The 16,255-nt window shown below is 72.1% G+C and carries 10 protein-coding genes; all 10 read left to right on the top strand.

Annotation, left to right across the window (positions count from 1 at the left end):
* Positions 1–240: 240 nt before the first annotated feature.
* Genes NQU54_RS21455 through NQU54_RS21410 form a run of 10 tightly spaced genes read left to right on the top strand, consistent with a single transcriptional unit; the run spans position 241 to position 15,881 of the window.
* Positions 241–1,659: a 3-phosphoshikimate 1-carboxyvinyltransferase gene (locus NQU54_RS21455; RefSeq protein ID WP_257632470.1), complete on the top strand. Its 1,419-nt coding sequence runs from the start codon at positions 241–243 to the stop codon at positions 1,657–1,659.
* The gene (locus NQU54_RS21450; RefSeq protein WP_257632469.1) at positions 1,656–2,972 is read left to right on the top strand and encodes an aspartate aminotransferase family protein; all 1,317 of its coding nucleotides are present in this window, start codon (positions 1,656–1,658) and stop codon (positions 2,970–2,972) included. Before NQU54_RS21455 ends, NQU54_RS21450 begins: the two co-directional genes overlap by 4 nt.
* Positions 2,969–4,228: a Coenzyme F420 hydrogenase/dehydrogenase, beta subunit C-terminal domain gene (locus tag NQU54_RS21445; RefSeq protein ID WP_257632468.1), complete on the top strand. Its 1,260-nt coding sequence runs from the start codon at positions 2,969–2,971 to the stop codon at positions 4,226–4,228. The genes NQU54_RS21450 and NQU54_RS21445 overlap by 4 nt, the downstream gene beginning before the upstream one ends.
* Positions 4,228–5,268 carry an MDR/zinc-dependent alcohol dehydrogenase-like family protein gene (locus tag NQU54_RS21440; RefSeq protein ID WP_257632467.1) on the top strand — a complete coding sequence of 347 codons (1,041 nt, stop codon included), beginning with the start codon at positions 4,228–4,230 and terminating at the stop codon, positions 5,266–5,268. Before NQU54_RS21445 ends, NQU54_RS21440 begins: the two co-directional genes overlap by 1 nt.
* The gene (locus tag NQU54_RS21435) at positions 5,265–7,271 is read left to right on the top strand and encodes a non-ribosomal peptide synthetase (protein WP_257632466.1); all 2,007 of its coding nucleotides are present in this window, start codon (positions 5,265–5,267) and stop codon (positions 7,269–7,271) included. The genes NQU54_RS21440 and NQU54_RS21435 overlap by 4 nt, the downstream gene beginning before the upstream one ends.
* A complete protein-coding gene (locus NQU54_RS21430) occupies positions 7,264–12,018 on the top strand; it encodes a beta-ketoacyl synthase N-terminal-like domain-containing protein (protein WP_257632465.1) in 4,755 nt (1,584 codons plus the stop codon). The genes NQU54_RS21435 and NQU54_RS21430 overlap by 8 nt, the downstream gene beginning before the upstream one ends.
* A 2-nt stretch (positions 12,019–12,020) precedes the next feature.
* Positions 12,021–13,052, top strand: coding sequence for a MupA/Atu3671 family FMN-dependent luciferase-like monooxygenase (locus NQU54_RS21425; protein ID WP_257632464.1), 1,032 nt, complete (start codon positions 12,021–12,023; stop codon positions 13,050–13,052).
* Positions 13,049–14,386, top strand: coding sequence for a condensation domain-containing protein (locus NQU54_RS21420; RefSeq protein WP_257632463.1), 1,338 nt, complete (start codon positions 13,049–13,051; stop codon positions 14,384–14,386). Before NQU54_RS21425 ends, NQU54_RS21420 begins: the two co-directional genes overlap by 4 nt.
* Positions 14,383–15,357 (top strand): beta-ketoacyl-[acyl-carrier-protein] synthase family protein, encoded by a 975-nt coding sequence (locus NQU54_RS21415; RefSeq protein WP_257632462.1) that lies wholly within the window; start codon positions 14,383–14,385, stop codon positions 15,355–15,357. Before NQU54_RS21420 ends, NQU54_RS21415 begins: the two co-directional genes overlap by 4 nt.
* Positions 15,358–15,404: 47 nt before the next feature.
* On the top strand, positions 15,405–15,881 hold the full coding sequence (locus NQU54_RS21410) for a flavin reductase family protein (protein WP_257632461.1): 477 nt from the start codon (positions 15,405–15,407) through the stop codon (positions 15,879–15,881).
* Positions 15,882–16,255 lie beyond the last annotated feature (374 nt).

Genomic DNA, 16,255 nt, shown 5'->3' with positions numbered 1-16,255 from the left:
GGGTCAACTCCCCACAGCCGTAGAAATCCACCGAGATCTACGGATTGGGTAAACTTCCACTTTCTGTTTTCTTTCAGCCGGCACACGGCATGGTGTCGCGCCGGTTCACGGGGCCTCACGCTCGCGATTCACCGTGCCGCCTGCCTCGGTCTCCCGGGGTGCGGGCCAAGAGCCGTGCCCGCGCGCCGTTCCGGCCATGCCCTTCCCCGCAGACGGCGGATCACGTTATGGAGCATGTGCGTGTTTGAGACGTCATCCTTCGACAGGCCGAGAACCACATCGGGCGACCTCGTGGTGGACGGGGGCCGGCCGCCTTACCCGGCGGCCGCCCGCTCCGTCACGGTGCCCGGCGACAAGTCGGTGAGCCACCGCGCCCTGCTGGCGGCGATGCTTCCCGGCGCCCCATCCCGTCTCACCGTCCGCAACGCCAACCTGGGCGGCGCGGTGCGCGCGCTGCTCCCGGCCATGCGGACCCTTGGATTCCGAACGACCGTTGCCGCCGACACCCTCACGGTCGAGCACGGCGGCCCCGTCACCCCGCAGCCGAAACGCCCGCACCCGGACATCACACGATGGCCGGACGGCGTGCCGTACCTCGAAACAGGAGGATCCAGCGCCGCCGCGCGGCTCCTCATCGGTGTGCTCGCCGGCCTCGGCCGCACCGCCGTGGTCGACGGCGACGAGACCTTGCGGCACCGGCCCATGTCCTGGCTCGCCGAGCCGTTGACCCGGCTCGGCGCGGACATCGTCCACCTGGGGGACGCCGGCCGGCTTCCCGTGCTGGTGCGCGGCGCGGTGCACCGCCCCTGCACCGTCGAGCTGACTGTCGGGAGCGCCCAGGCGAGATCCGGGGTGCTGCTCGCGGCGGTCGCCGCCGGTCTCCCGGTGACCGTGCGCCATCCCGTGCGCTCCCGGGACCACACCGAGCGCATGCTCGCCGCCTTCGGCGCAACCCTGACGGAGTCCCCCGGCGAGGTCCGCTACGACGGCGGCCCCGTCACCGTGCCGCCGGTCGTCGACGTACCTGCCGACCCTTCGCTCGCCGCGTACCCCGTCGCCGCGCAGCTGCTCGCGGGCGACGGCGGAGAGCTGAGTGTGCGGAACGTCTGTCTTAACCCGACCAGGCTCGGCTTCTTCGACGTACTGCGCCGGGCGGGCGCCGACATCCGCTACCGCGACATGCGCCTGGGTTCCAGCGGGGAGTCGGCGGGCACGATCGCGGTCCGGGGCGGCACCAAGGGCGTCGACGGCGTACGCGTCGACGACCCCGCCACCCTGCACGCGCTGATCGACGAGGTGCCCCTCCTCGCGGCCGTCGCCACCACGCTCCCCGGTCCGTCCTGGATCGGTTGCGCGGAGGAGCTGCGCTTCAAGGAGACCGACCGGCTGACCACCACGGCGGGTATGGCCGCCGCCTTCGGAGCTCGGATCGAGGTGGCCGACGATGGGCTGCTGGTGAGCGGCGGCGCGCCACTGTCCGCCGGCCACGTGCCCAGTTATGAGGACCATCGCATCGCCATGGCCGCCGCGACCCTGGCGACCTGCCTGCCCGGCCGCACCACCGTGTCCGGCGGTGCCTGCCATCGGACGTCCTTTCCCGACTTCGCCGAGGTACAGCGTGCCGTCGGCGCGAGGATCACGGAGGTCACCCCACGATGAACAGCAACCGCGAGAAGACCGCGGCAGAGGCGCGGTCCACCGGCACCACCCTGGGGCCGGAGTTCCACAGCGGACAGGGCCCCTGGTTACACACCGCCGACGGCACCGCCTGGTTCGACGCCACGTCAGGCAGCGGCGCGGCGACCCTGGGCCATCAGCACCCGTCCGTCGTCGCGGCGGCCACGGCCCAGCTCGGCCGACTGGTGCACACCGGCTGCAAGCTCGGCTCGGACGCACGCGCCAGCCTGGTCCGCCGGCTGGGCGAGCTCTCCCCGTACCGGTCGCCCGCCGTGCTGCCCACGGTGACCGGTGCCGAAGCAGTCGAGAGCGCGCTGAAGGTCGCCCGCGCGGCCACCGGGCACCGGACCGTGGTCGGCTTCACTCACGGGTACCACGGCAAGACCACCGGCGCCCTGGGACTGACCTGGCGAGCGGAGTTCAGGCAGTACAGCGCGCTTCCGCCGGACGCGGTCGTCACCGCGTCCCTGCCCGAACTGCGCGGCCCCGAGGCGGCGAGCCTCGAGGACACCGCCGCGTTCCGGTCCGGCCTCGAAGCGGCGCTGGACCGGGCTGACCGGCTGGGCGGGACGGCCGCCGTCGTCCTTGAACCGGTGCAGGTCACCGAGGGCGTCCTGATCGTTCCGCCCGCCCTGCTGGACGAGATCGCCCGGGCCGCGCATGCGCGGGGAGCCCTGCTCGTGCTGGACGAGATCTACACCGCGCTCGGGCGCGCGGGCCGGATGTTCACCGCCGAACTCATGTCCGAGACACCTGACCTGACCCTCGTCGGCAAGACACTCGGCAACGGGTTCCCGATCGCCGCCGTCGTCGGCGAGCGCGAGGTGGTGGACGCGCTGCCGGCCGGTGTGCAAACCTCCACGTTCTCCGGGAGCCCGGTGAGCTGCGCGGCGGCCGCCGCGGTACTGGAGACCGTCGTGGCGCAGGACCTGCCCGCGCGGGCCCGCACGCTGGGCGCACGGCTGGCGGACGATCTAGCCCGGCTGGCGAAGACCTTCCCGTGGCTGAGCTGGGTGCGCACGTCCGGGGCGCTGGCCGCCTTCGACTGCGCCCCGGACGGTCAGCCCGACCCCAGTCTGGCCCGCGCGGTCAGGGAGGCCGCGCTGCGTGGCCGACTGCTGCTGTTCGGCGGCGGCCCGGAGGACGTCACCATCAAGATCGTCCCGCCCGCGCTCCTCAACCAAAGCGACTACGACGTCCTGATCACGAGCCTGACCACGGCGATCGGCGAGGCCGACCGCGACCTGCCCGCCACGGCCCGCGCGGCCCGCACAGGGGCGGAGACCCGGCGATGAGCTTCGAGCAGTTGGCCAAGGACGTGCTGGAGAACGACCTGTGCGCGGTGTGCGGAGCCTGCCAACTGGCCTGCCCGCCCGGTGTCATCGGGTTCGACGGCCTCACCCCGGTACTGATCGAGCCAGCCTGGACCGAGTCCGACTGCGGCACCTGCGGCGACTGCCTGGACGTCTGCCCCGGGGCCGACCCGCAGACCCCGAGTTCCGAGGAACGGCTGTTCGGCCGCACCCGCACCCCGGAGGAACGGTGGACCGGCATCTTCTCCGAGGTACTCGCCGGGCACTCCCTCACCCCCTCGGTCTACGAGTCATCGGCCAGCGGGGGCAGCCTCACCACGCTGCTGCAGACCGCCCTGTTGGCCCTGGACGTGGACGTCGTCCTGTCGATGGGCCGGGATCCGGACGAGCCGTGGCGGGCCGCCCCGGCGATCGTCCGGGACCCGGCGGAACTGACCGAGACCGCCCAGTCCACCTACCAACTGGCGCCGTACCTGGGCGCCTTGCGGCAGGTGATGGACGAGGAGCCCGACGCGCGGGTGGCGCTGACGGGCGTGGCCTGTCACATCCAGGCCATGCGCAAGCTCCAGGGGATGGACACCGACGCGGGCCGGTGGGCCCGTGACCACGTGGTGCTCATGCTGGAACCGGCGTGCTCCTCCAGCACCCTCCCCGAGGGAACCCGGGCGGTGATCGAACGGCGGGCGCTGGTGCCGGCCGAGTCGGTGGTCCGGCTGCGTTACCGCGAGGGCGACTACCCCGGCGGCATCGCCATCCGCACCGACGACGGGGAGCAGCACGTCGTCCCGTTCTGGCAGGCCGTGCGCGACTTCGCGGGCAACAAGACCCACCGCTGCCTCTCGTGCGGCGACTGGATGTCGGGCCTTGCCGACGTGAGCGTCAGCGACGGCGACCCGAACATCTTCGCCGCGAGCGTGCAACGCAGCGAACGCACCAAGCACGGCCGCGTGTTCGTCCGCACCGGAGCCGGCGCCGCGGCGGTCTCCGCGGCCCTCGCGCACCCGCTGCTGTCCGTACGTCCGGTCGAACTGCGCGGCCTCAACCTCGGCCTGGAGCGCAAACGCAACCGTCGGGCCTCCTACGAGCAAGCCGACGCGGCCATACCGGCCGGGCCCATCCCGGGTCACCGGGAGGAGCTGGACATCGTCCCCGACGAGCGCTGGATCGCGGCTCCGGACGACGTGGATCCGGACGAGGCCGCCGCGAACGGGACGGCACGACGAGAGGGGAACGAGTGATGTCGGCACCCGGCACCACCCACGCGGCCTCGCGCCGGCTCCTCGCGGGCGGACGCCCGCTGCCGCGCGTCGAGGAAGTGCGCATCGGCCCGCCCGGTCCCCGCGAGCTACGGATCCGGGCCGCACACAGCCTGGTCAGTCCGGGCACCGAACTGCACTACCTGGACCGCTTCGCCGACACGACACAGGACTTCCCCCTCGGCTACTGCTCGGCCGGGGTGGTGGACGCGGTGGGCCCGGACACGCCGGGGTTCGGCGTCGGGGACCGGGTGACCGCGATGGGCTGGGGCGAGGCCGTGCACGGTGACGTGATCGTCGTACCGCACCGCCTGTGCACTCCCGTCCCGGACACCATGGACCTGGCGGACGCGGTGGTGGCCACCCTCGCCGCGACGGCCGTGCACGCGGTGGACCGTGCGCTGCTGCGGCCCGGTGACGAGACCGCGATCGTCGGCGCCGGGATGGTCGGCCTGCTGGTCGCGCAGATCACCGCCGCCCGGGGACACCGGACCACCGTCCTGGACCTGCGTCCGGACCGGGTCCGCACCGCAGCGGCGCTGGGCCTGAACACCCACGTCGGGCGCGACTTCCCGGAGGCCGGGGCTGCGGTACCGGACGAGGGCGGCCGCTGTGCCTTCCTGTGCGTCACCGGCGAGGCGGGCGACACCGTCGCCGGGGCGGCCCGCTGGGCAGCCCGCGCCCCCGGCCGACCACGTCTGGTCGGCGTGGGCCGCTTCACGGCGCGGGTCGATTTCAGCGTCGAGCTGGGCAACGTGGACATCCGCTACGCGGCCCGCTGCGGTGCCGGATACCGCGATCCGTCGTACGCCCGCGGACTCACCGAGGTCACCGCGCCCTCGGGCGAGGGCACCGTCACCGAGAACCTGCGGCGAGCGCTCGACCTGATCGGTGCCGGAGCCATCCGACCGGACCTGCTGGGTCTGCCCAGAATGCCGCTGGAGCGGGCCGCGGAGGCCTACGCCGAGCTGCGCGAACGCCCGGCGCACCCCGCCGTGATCTTCGACTATGGACCGAGGTGAGTCCCCTGAAGACGAGCGCCCCCTGCCCCACCGCGCCCGAGGCGGTCAGCGGGCACCGCCCCTTCCCGGCCCCCGCCGAGGCCCGCACACTGTCCCACCGGTTCCTGGCCATGGCCGATGCCCATCCCCGCCAGGGGGCCGTCGTCACCCCGCGGACCCGCTGGACTTACGCGGAGACCCGCGAGAGGACCACACGCGTCGCCCATGGGCTGAGCGCCGCGGGCCTGAACCCGGGAGAGCGGGTCGGGCTGCTGTTCTCGCACGGCGCGGAGATGATCGCGGCCCTGCTCGGCGTCCTGCGGGCCGGGCTGTCGTACGTACCGCTGGACGCGTCGTACCCGCCGGAGCGGCTCGCTTTCATGGCGGCCGACTCGGGCATCCACGCCCTCGTCGTCGGTGGCCCGCAGGCTGGCCTGGCGACGCGGCTGGCGTCCGGGGCGGAGCTGTCCGCCCTGCCGGTGCTGTCGTACGAGGACCTGATACGGCACGCCCAGCCCGGTGACGAGGAGGATATCGACCGCGCCCTCCCGGACGCCGAGGCCTACGTGCTGTACACCTCCGGATCCACCGGCCGGCCCAAGGCCGTGTCCCAGCCGCACCGCAACGTGCTGCACCACACCAGGGCCTGGGTCGACGGCCTGCACATCGGTCCGGCCGACCGGCTGTCGCTGCAGTCCGCCTACAGCTGGGACTCGGCGGTCCAGGACACCTTCTCGGCCCTGCTGACCGGGGCCGCACTGTATCCGGTCGACCTCACGGCGCTGGGGGTCACGGGCCTGCTGGAGTGGATGCACACCGAGCGGATCACCGTGTACCACTCGACGCTGCCCGTGTTCCGGGCGCTGGTGCGGGCGATGGAGAGCCGCGGCACCCGGCTGCCCACGATGCGGATGCTGGCCCTCGGCGGGGACACCCTGCACCTCGCCGACCTGGAGGCCTGCCGGCGGCACTTCGACACGCCGTGCCGTGTGGCCGGTGCGTACGGATCCACCGAGTGTTCCTGCGCGCTGCTGCACGTCGCCGACCTCGACTACCGGCCGCCGACCGGCGTGTTCCCGCTGGGCTTCCCGGTGTCCGGGACGGAGGTGCGGCTCACCGACGCCGACGGCCGCACGGTCGAGGGCCCCGGCGAGGGCGAGATCGTGGTCGTCAGTGACTACCTCGCCCCGGGCGCCACCCCGGACGGGCGGACCTACCGGACCGGCGACCTCGCGCGGCGCCTGGACGACGGAACACTGCTGCTCGTCGGCCGCCGCGACTTCCAGACGAAGATCTCCGGCATCCGGGTGGAGACCGGCGAGGTGGAGAGCGCCCTCAAACAACTGCCGGAGATCCGCGAGGCGGTGGTCGCGCCGTTCACGGACCGGCTGGGCGAACGCCAGCTCGCCGCGTACGTGGTGCCCGACGACGGCGTCACGCCCAAGGGACCGAGCCTGCGTGCCGCGCTGCGCCGGGTCCTGCCCGACCACGCCGTGCCCACGGCGTACCTCGTGCTGGACGAGCTACCGCTGACGGCGAACCACAAGATCGACCGGGCCGCGCTGCCCGACCCCGTCACCGAGCAGGACCGGCAGGACCTCTCCGGCGACCGCCCGCAGGCTCCCGGCCCTCCCCTGGAGGAGGCCGTCGTCGCCGCCTGGCGCGAGGTGCTCGGGGTGCGCCGACCGGGCCGCGACGACAACTTCTTCGACCTGGGCGGCACTTCGTTGCGCATGGCCGGGGTGCACGAGCGCCTCACCCGCACCGTTGCCCCCGACCTGCGGATGACCGACCTGTACCAGGCGCCGACGGTGCGCTCCCTGGTCCGGCTGATCTCGGCCTCCTCGGCGTCCCGCGCCGGATCCGGCGCCGATGGCGCCGCCCGCGGACAGGACCGCGGCGCGCGCCGCCGCGTGGCGGCCCGCGTACTCCGCCGAGGGTCGGGGCGCACCCCCGGCAGCCCGTACCCGAGCCCGCCGCCCGGCGAGGCTCATGACACCGCCACAGGAGGCACGCGTGACTGAACAGCCGCACCAGGACCCCCTGTCCGGGCGCATCGCCGTGGTGGGCCTCGACTGCCGACTCCCCGGCGCCCGCGACCACGGCGAGTTCTGGCGCAACCTCCTCGCGGGCACGAGCCACGTCACGGACCTCGACGAGGAGGCCCTGCGCGCCGCAGGGGTGCCCGAAGAGACGTTCGCACACCCCCGTTACGTGCGGCGGGCGGCCGTCGTGGAGGACGCCGACAAGTTCGACGCGTCGTTCTTCTTCCTCAGCTCCCGTGAAGCCGAACGCATGGACCCACAGCTGCGGCTCTTCCTCCAGACGGCATGGGCCGCCCTGGAACACAGCGGCCACGACTCGGAGGTCTACGACGGGCGTATCGGAATCTTCGCCGGGTCGCTGACCAGCACATACCTGCTGAACAACGTGCTCACCGGAGAGCGCGGGTTCAACGGCTCGCTCCAGCGCATGCAGCAGGACATGGCCACGCTGATGGGCAACGACCCCAACTACCTGACCACCCGCGCCTCCTACCACCTGAAGGTCACCGGCCCGAGCATCGCGGTACAGACCGCGTGCTCCACCTCCCTGGTCGCGGTGCACCTCGCCGCGCAGAGCCTGCTGACCCAGGAGTGCGACGTCGCACTGGCCGGCGGAGTGGCCCTGCGATTCCCGCAGGAGGCCGGCTACGTCCACGAGCCCGACGGCATCACGTCGCGCACCGGAGTCGTCCGTCCGTTCGACGTGAACGCGGACGGCACCGTCTTCGGCAACGGCGTCGGAGTCGTCGTGCTCAAGCGCCTGGAGGACGCTCTGGCCGAGGGAGACACCATCTGGGCGGTGCTGCGCGGCTCGGCGGTGGGCAACGACGGCAACGACCGCGCCGGCTACACCGCGCCCGGCATCTCCGGCCAGGCCGCCACGCTCGGCGAAGCCCTCGCGGTCGCCGACGTGGACCCCGCCACGGTCAGCTACCTGGAGGCGCACGGCACCGGGACCCGGATGGGCGACCCGATCGAACTGTCCGCCGCCGCCCAGGTCTACCAGGTGCCCGGCGCCGCCCCGCTCATCCTCGGCTCAGTCAAGGCCAACATCGGGCACCTGAGTACGGCGGCGGGGGTCGCCGGCCTGATCAAGTGCGTCCTGATGCTGCACCACCGCACGCTGGTGCCCACCCCGCACTTCACCGAGTGGAACCCGGAGTGCCCGGTCGACGGCACCCGCTTCCGGGTCGGCACGGACGTGCGGCCGTGGCACGACGCGGACGGTCCGCTGCGCTGCGCCGTCACCTCCACCGGCATGGGCGGAACCACCGCGCACGTCGTCCTGGAGGAGGCGCCAGGGACCGCGGCCGCCCCCGCCGGGACGGCGACCGTCCCCCCCACGGTCGTGATCCCGGTCTCCGCCAAGTCACCGGCGGCGCTGGAGAAGGCGCGGCACGCACTCGCCGACCACCTGGACGAGACCGCGCCGCAGGACTCGGCAGCCACGGCCGCGCCCGGCGACACCTACCTGGACGACGTCGCCTACACCCAGGCCACCACCCGGCACACCTTCGACTACCGGGCCGTGGTCACCGCGCCGGACCGGGCAACCGCCGTACAGGCTCTGCGCACCGCCGATCCCCGGTTCGTGTACCAGGACTCCGGCCACCCCGCCGACCGCCGGGTCACCTTCCTGCTGCCCGGACAGGGCGCCCAGTACCCGGCCATGGGCCAGGGGTGGTACGAGCACCTCGCCGTCTTCCGCGCCACGCTCGACGAGTGCGCCGAGTTGCTGACACCCCACCTCGGCCTCGACCTCAGGGACGCCCTCTACCCGGGCCCGCGCGGCTACGAGGGCGAACGGCCGAACCTCGACCGCACCGCGCTCACCCAGCCCGCCCTGTTCGCCGTCGAGTACGCGCTGGCGCGGCAGTGGATGTCCTGGGGGATCCAGCCCGCCGCCCTGATCGGCCACAGCGTGGGCGAGTACGTCGCCGCCACCCTGGCCGGGGTGTTCACCCTGCCCGACGCCCTGCGGGCGATCGCCGAACGCGGCCGCCTCGTGGACGCGCTGCCCGGCGGTGTGATGCGGGCCGTGATGGCCACGCCCGAGGAAGTGGTCCGCCACCTCGTCGACGGAGTCGACCTGGCGGTGGTGAACGAACCCGGGGTGTGCACGGTCGCCGGGCCCAAGGAGGCGATGGGCGAGGTGACCGCGGCGCTGACCGCGGTCGGCATCACCCACCGCAAGGTCTCCACCTCGCACGCCTTTCACTCCGCACTGATGGAGGCCGCGCAGGCGCCCCTCACCGAGGTGCTGCGCGGAGTCGAACTGCGCCGTCCGCAGATCCCCTTCCTGTCCAACCGCACCGGCACCTGGATCCTCGACGAGGAGGCCACCGACCCCGCCTACTGGGGGGCCCACCTGCGGGAGACGGTCCGGTTCGCGGACTGTGTGGCGACCGCGTTGGGCGAAGGGGACCAGGTCTTCGTCGAGGTCGGTCCCGGTCATACCCTGGCCACCTTCGTCCGCCGCCACCCCGACCGGCAGACCGGGATACCCGTCATCACCTCCACGGCCCGCGGCAAGGACCCGGCCACCGACCTCACCGCGCTGACCGCCTCCCTGGGCCGGCTGTGGGCAATGGGCCTGACCCCCGACTGGGCGGGCTACTACGCGGGCCGCGGCCGCCGCAAGGCGCCCCTGCCCACGTATCCCTTCGAAGGCACCCGATACTGGGTCGAGCCCGGCTCGGGCGTCCTGACCGGAGCGGGCGGTACCGCGAACCGCACGCCGGGCAAGCTACCCCTGGACGAGTGGTTCTCGGCGCCGGTGTGGCGGCCCGCCGTAGGCACGCTCGACGCCGATGCCGAGCCGCTGACGGAACCCGTACTGCTGTTCGCCGACCCCCAGGGCACCGCCGCCCGCCTGGCAGGCCAGACCTTCGCGGGCACCGTGCTCACCGTCACCGCGGGCGACGCGTACGGCCGGGACGGCGATGCCTTCACCGTCCGGGCCGACTCCGAGGAGGACCACAGCCGGCTGATCGGCGAACTCCTCGCCGAGAACCGGCTGCCCGGCCATGTCGTGCACGCCTGGTCCACCGCGCCGCTGCCGGACGAACGGGGCATCGAGCGGTTCGAACAGGCTCAGCGCAACGGGCTGTACAGCCTCATCGCCCTGGTGAAGGCGTTCAGCAAGCACGACGTCACCAGCCCGCTGCAGATGGACCTGATCAGCGCCGGAGCGTACGCCGTCACGACCACCGAACCGGAGCCTGCCGCCGAGCTGGTGTCGCTGGCGGTTGCGGCCCGGGTCATCGGCCAGGAGCACGGCAACATCGGCGCACGCCACTTCGACCTGCCGGCCGGTGCTGACGAGCGCTCCTTACGCTCCCTGGCCGCCGAACTCACCGCGCGGCGACCGCCGGAGCTGGCCGTCACCCTGCGCGGCGACAGGCGCTGGACCGCCGATCTGGCGCCGGTGCGCGCCGATTGGTCCACCGCGGCCCGGTCCCGGCTCAGGGACAGCGGCGTCTACCTCATCACAGGCGGCCTCGGCGAGATCGGTTCGCTGATCGCCCAGTGGCTGCACCAGGAGTGCGGGGCCCGGATCGCCCTGCTGACCCGGGACCCACTGCCCGACCGCGCGCAGTGGGACGACTGGCTCGCCGGCCACGACGCCGACGACGAGACGGCGTTGCGCATCACCCGGCTGCGCGAGCTACAGGCCGCCGGTGCCGAGACCTTCCTGGTCCACACGGACGTGGCCGACGTCGACGGTCTGCGCACGGCCGTGGAGCGCGTCGAGGGACACTTCGGGGCGCTGCACGGCGTCGTCCACGCGGCCGGCCTGCCCAGCGAGCAGTGGGACCGCGCGATCACCAGCGCCAGCGTCGAGCAGTGCCAGTGGCACTTTGTCCCCAAGGCCCACGGCCAGATCGCCCTGGAAGAGGTGCTCTCCGGACGTCCGGTCGACTTCTGCCTGATGCTCTCCTCACTGGCCGGAGTCCTCGGCGGACTGCGGCTGCTCGCCTACGGTGCGGCCAACCATTACATGGACGCCGCCGCGGAGCGGGCCAACCGGGGCCTGGACCGCACGGTGTGGATCAGCGCGGCCTGGGACGTCTGGCAGCACCACCAGGACGAGAAGCGGGCCATCTCGGCCATCGGGCGGAGCATGGACGACAAGGCGATCCAGCCCGACGAAGGGCTGGAAGCCATCCGCCGGCTGCTGACCCTGCGGGACGTCTCCCAAGTGGCGGTGTCCACCTGGGACATCGGGCACCGACTGGACCAGTGGGTGCGCGACGAACGGATCGCACGGCCGACCGCGCGCACCGCCACGCCCGGTCCGCGCACCGAGACGGAAGCGGCCGGCGACCTCACCGAGCAGGTGGCCCGGCTGGTGCGGGACGCCCTCGGCGACGAGGAGATGCCGCCGTCCGGCGACATCTTCGAGTTCGGTGGCGACTCCCTGCTCATCGTCAAACTGCTGTCGGACATCCGCGAGTTCTTTTCCGTGGAGGTGCCGCTGGCCGACGTGCTCGCCGATCCGACACCGGCCGCTCTGGCCGAACTCGTCCAGCGGCGGCTGGACGCTCGCGAAGAGGCCGAGAGCGCCGTACCCGAGACACCAGACGCCGCCCACGCCGACGAGATCGAGGCGCTGGCGGCGGAACTGGCCGCTCTGGACCCGGACCTCACCGACCGTCTGCTGTCCGAGGCCGTCGACCAGGCCCCGCGAGAAGCCGCCGACGATGTCCAGCGAGAGGAACACTGACCGTGGACTTCAGCCTGATCTTCTTCTCCGGGGACGAGAAGAAGAAGTACCGATTCGTCTTCGACGCTGCCCGGTATGCCGACGAGAACGGCTTTACGGCCATCTGGACACCCGAGCGGCACTTCCACCGCTTCGGCGGGCTGTACCCGAACCCGTCCGTGCTCGGCGCCGCGCTGGCCACGGCCACCCGGCGGCTGCAGATCCGGGCCGGCAGCGTCATCCTGCCGTTGCACAGCCCGATCCGGGTGGCCGAGGAATGGGCGGTCGTCGACAACCTGTCCCAGGGTCGCGTGGGCATCGCACTGGCCACCGGCTTCAGCCCGGTCGACTTCTCCATCAATCCGACCGGCTGGACGGACCGGCGGCAGCGCACCTTCGACGCGGTGACCACGATCCGCGAGCTGTGGGAGGGCGAGCCGGTCACCGTCCAGGACGGTCTGGGCAACCACATCGAGGTGGAGCTGCATCCGCAGCCGGTCCAGCCCGAACTACCGGTCTGGCTCACCTGCACCAAGAGCCCGGAGACCTTCGAGACCGCCGGCCGGCTCGGCTGCAACGTGCTGACGGCCCTCATCGACATGTCGAACGAGGAGCTGGAGGACAAACTCGACCTCTACTTCAAGACGCTCCAGGCGCACGGGCACGACCGGGACGACGTGACGGTCACCCTCATGCTGCACACGTTCATCGGCACCGACCTCGACGAGGTGCGCGAGACGGTCTGGCCCCCCTTCAGCGAGTACCTGCGGTCCTTCCTCACCGTCATCGACTCGCAGAAGAAGAACCTCGCGCCCGGCGCGGGCGTCCGCGACATGTCGGAGGGCGACGCCGATCAACTGGTCCGGTTCGCCTTCGACAAGTACTTCGAGAAGGGCGCGCTGCTCGGCACGCCCGACTCCTGCATGGCCGTGGTCGAGCGGTTCAAGGGCATGGGGGTCACCGAGATCGCCTGTCTGATCGACTTCGGCGTCGACGAGGACCTGGTCGTGCAGAGCCTCGGCCAGCTCAATGAACTGCGGAGGCGCTACGCATGACCTCGTCACCGTCACCCGCCCTGACCGCCCGGCTCGCGGCCCTCACCGCGCAGCAGCGAGCGCTGTTGCGCGCCAAGGTGCTCCGAGCCCGACCGCAGGAGCGGCTGACACCGGGACAGCGCAGGCTGTGGGAGACCCACTACGCGATCGGTGGACAGCCGGCGGACGTGGTCTGCCAGGCCGTCCACCTCACAGGAGCGACGGCCGACCTCGATCTGCTGGCCGAGCGCGTCGAGGGATTCGTACGGGACCACGAAGCGCTGCGCACCACGTTCCAGGAGACCGACGGCGAGGTCCGGCCGGTCGTCCATGAGACGCTGCCGCCCTGGCTGACCCGGGCCCACTGCGCGACGGCTCAGGAGGCACAGGCCCTCGCACGGGAACTGGCCCATGAGCCGTTCGACCTGGCGAGCGGTCCCCTGCTGCGCGTCGTCCTGGCCACGGGACCCGTCGTCCAGGAGGCATGGCTGCTCGTCGTCGTACACAACCTGGTCTTCGACGCCTGGTCCTTCGACATGCTGCTCGACGCCCTGGCCCGCGATGCCCGAGCACCCGCGCCCGCCACGACCCCGTTCAGCCGTTGGGCCCGGGACCAGGCGGCCTGGGTGGCCGACGACGACGGGCGCGCTGCGGCCGAGTACTGGACGGCCGAGGTCGACGCTCCGCCCCCGCCCCTGCCGACGGACCGGCCGCGGTCCGGGACCACCGCACGGAACGGAAACCGGGTGGAGTTCTCGCTGCCTCCCGGCGTCAACGTGGGGATCGCCGCGCTGGCCAAGCGCGAGGCCGCCTCCGTGTACGCCGGCTGGCTCGCGGTGGCCTGGGCGGCTCTGGAGGGGTTCGGAGGTCGCGCGGACACCCTTCTGGGTACCTTCACCGCCGGCCGGGACCGACCGGGCGCCGAGACGGTGGTGGGCTACCTGCTCAACGTGCTGCCGGTGCGGCTGCGCGACCCGGCCGACGGTTCCTGGACCGCCCGCGTGCGGGCGGCTGGCACGATCTCCCGCGCGGGACTGCGGCACGCGGCGTACCCGGGGGAACTCATCGACGTCCCGCGTCGGGTCCCCGGTACGCATCCCCTCTTTGACGCCGTGTTCGTCTTCGACAACCTCGGGGAGACCACCCGCACCATCCAGGGGGCCGCGGTGTCCACGGCGGACGTCGACAAAGGCACCGCCCGCTACGACCTGACCCTGGCCGTCTACCCTCGTGCCGACGGAGTGACAGGCTGGCTCGAATACGACACCGAGCTGTACGAGGAAACCACCGCGCGGAGGCTGGCCGAGCTGTTCACCACCGCCGCCGAGGAAGCGTCCCGGGAAGGCTGCCGGTGATCACTCCGCATCTGTGCGCCCCCGCCTACGAACTGGGCGAGTACGCCGAGCCGGTGGCCGACCTGCCCGAGCTGTCAGCGGGGTCACAGGCCACCGCCGACCTCACCCTCCCCGCTGCGGGGTTCGTCACCTACCACTGGTCCGAGGGGCCGATGGTCGAGTTGATGACCGCTTCCGTCCGTCGGACCCTGGCGCATTCCGGAGTGCCGGGCAGTGAGATCGACATCGTGCTGCTGGCGACCGACTCGCTGCCACCGGGCCGCGCGGCTCACCGGGACGTCTCGGAGTTCCTGGCGGAGACCGGGATGAGCGGGGCCACAGTGATCACGGTCGGCCTGATGGACTGCGCCACGGCCATGGCCGCGGTGGGAACTGCGGCGTCGCTCGTCAGGGACGACACTGCCCGTCACGTCATGGTGGTGAGCGGTGATCTGGCCGAACTCTCGACCGGAGGTCCGCGTGTCGTGGCGGGCGGCGTGGCGATCGCCAGCGACGGGGCGGCCTCGGCGCTCGTGTCGGCGGAGGCCGCCGGTCTGCCGGTGCTGGCCACGGCGCACCATGCCGCCCCGGGTCAGGAGTGGGGTGGCGGATCCGCGCACCAACAGCTCACCTCGCGGATGAACGCGTACCGTGAGGTGTTCTCCCGGCTGTCGGCGCGGCATCCCTTCCGGCCGGCGAGAACGCTGGTTCTGCCCAGCAACTTCGCGCGCCATGTGATGCGCATGTATCTCGCGGAGGCCGGCTTCACCGCCGACCGGATTGCGCTGGAGGGGGTGGGCCGTATCGCCCACTGCCAAGGCAGCGATCCGCTGATCAACCTCGCCGACCGGTGGGGAGACACGAAGCCGACCGCCCCGGAGCAGCTGACCGAGCCGGAGACGTACGTCCTGTTCGGCTCGGGCATAGCCCATCTCGGCGCCGTACTACTCGGAGCGCGTCCGCTCCCGGAATCGAAGGAGGGATCGTCCTGAACCGCCGGACCACGCCCGCGGCGTCGGTGACACCGGCGGAGCTGCGCATGGTCGCTCGGCGGCTGCCCACCGGGGTCACGGTGGTGACCAGCGGACATGGAAACGACATGCACGGGATGACGGTGAACTCCTTCGCCACGCTGTCGCTCTCCCCGCCGCTGGTGAACTTCTCCGTGCGGCGCGGGGCCCGGATCACCGCCCTCATCGACAGCACAGGGGGCTTCGTGGTCAATGTCCTCGGTGCGGACCAGCACGCCTTGGCGCGCCGGTTCGCCGATCCGGACCGGCCCACCGGAGCCGACTGTTTCGCCGCGGTCGAGACAGCGGGCGCCCACGCGTCAGGCGGAATGCGGCTCGCGGGTACCATCGGGCACTTCGCCTGCCGAGCCGTCCACCTCATCGAGGCCGGCGACCATACGCTCGTCGTCGGCCTGGTGGAGGAATGCAGAGTGCTGGGCACGGCCGACCCGCTGCTCTTTGTGAATGGAGAGTTCCGATCCGTCCTGTACGGGTCTCTCCAGTGAGCCTGCGGAAGCCGCTCGTCCGATGCGCGGAAGAGTGAGACCGCACACACCCCGGTAAGCCACTGAAGATCAACAACCACGGAGCCCGACCGCCCGGCGGCCCACCAGCCGTCGGGCTCATGCGTGTAAGCGTCATCACGCCACGTCCGACCTGCCCAAACACAGCGGAACGGGCTCGTCGTGATCACGATGAGCCCGTTCCCTCGGTGGGTGGCCGGGGCCTCGATGAGACCCTTGAGGGCCGCGTCGTGGTCCATACGTTGACGAAGCCAAACAAAAACGTCAGTCCTACCACCGCAGCCATGATCAGCGTCACTGCCCTAGTAGGACTCCGTTAGGTCTGTATGTCGCCTGTGTTCAGGGGCATGAGGGGC

The organism is Streptomyces malaysiensis subsp. samsunensis (genome assembly GCF_024519315.1).
Classification (GTDB): Bacteria; Actinomycetota; Actinomycetes; order Streptomycetales; family Streptomycetaceae; genus Streptomyces; species Streptomyces malaysiensis.
Note: the sequence above shows the minus strand (reverse complement) of the source record. Positions and strands in the feature narration are given on the sequence as shown.

Bases quoted from the DNA above. Each gene is read 5' to 3' on its own strand.
- NQU54_RS21450 (WP_257632469.1), top strand. From the start codon at position 1,656: ATGAACAGCAACCGCGAGAAGACCGCGGCAGAGGCGCGGTCCACCGGC.
- NQU54_RS21445 (WP_257632468.1), top strand. From the start codon at position 2,969: ATGAGCTTCGAGCAGTTGGCCAAGGACGTGCTGGAGAACGACCTGTGC.
- NQU54_RS21440 (WP_257632467.1), top strand. From the start codon at position 4,228: ATGTCGGCACCCGGCACCACCCACGCGGCCTCGCGCCGGCTCCTCGCG.
- NQU54_RS21420 (WP_257632463.1), top strand. From the start codon at position 13,049: ATGACCTCGTCACCGTCACCCGCCCTGACCGCCCGGCTCGCGGCCCTC.
- NQU54_RS21410 (WP_257632461.1), top strand. From the start codon at position 15,405: ATGGTCGCTCGGCGGCTGCCCACCGGGGTCACGGTGGTGACCAGCGGA.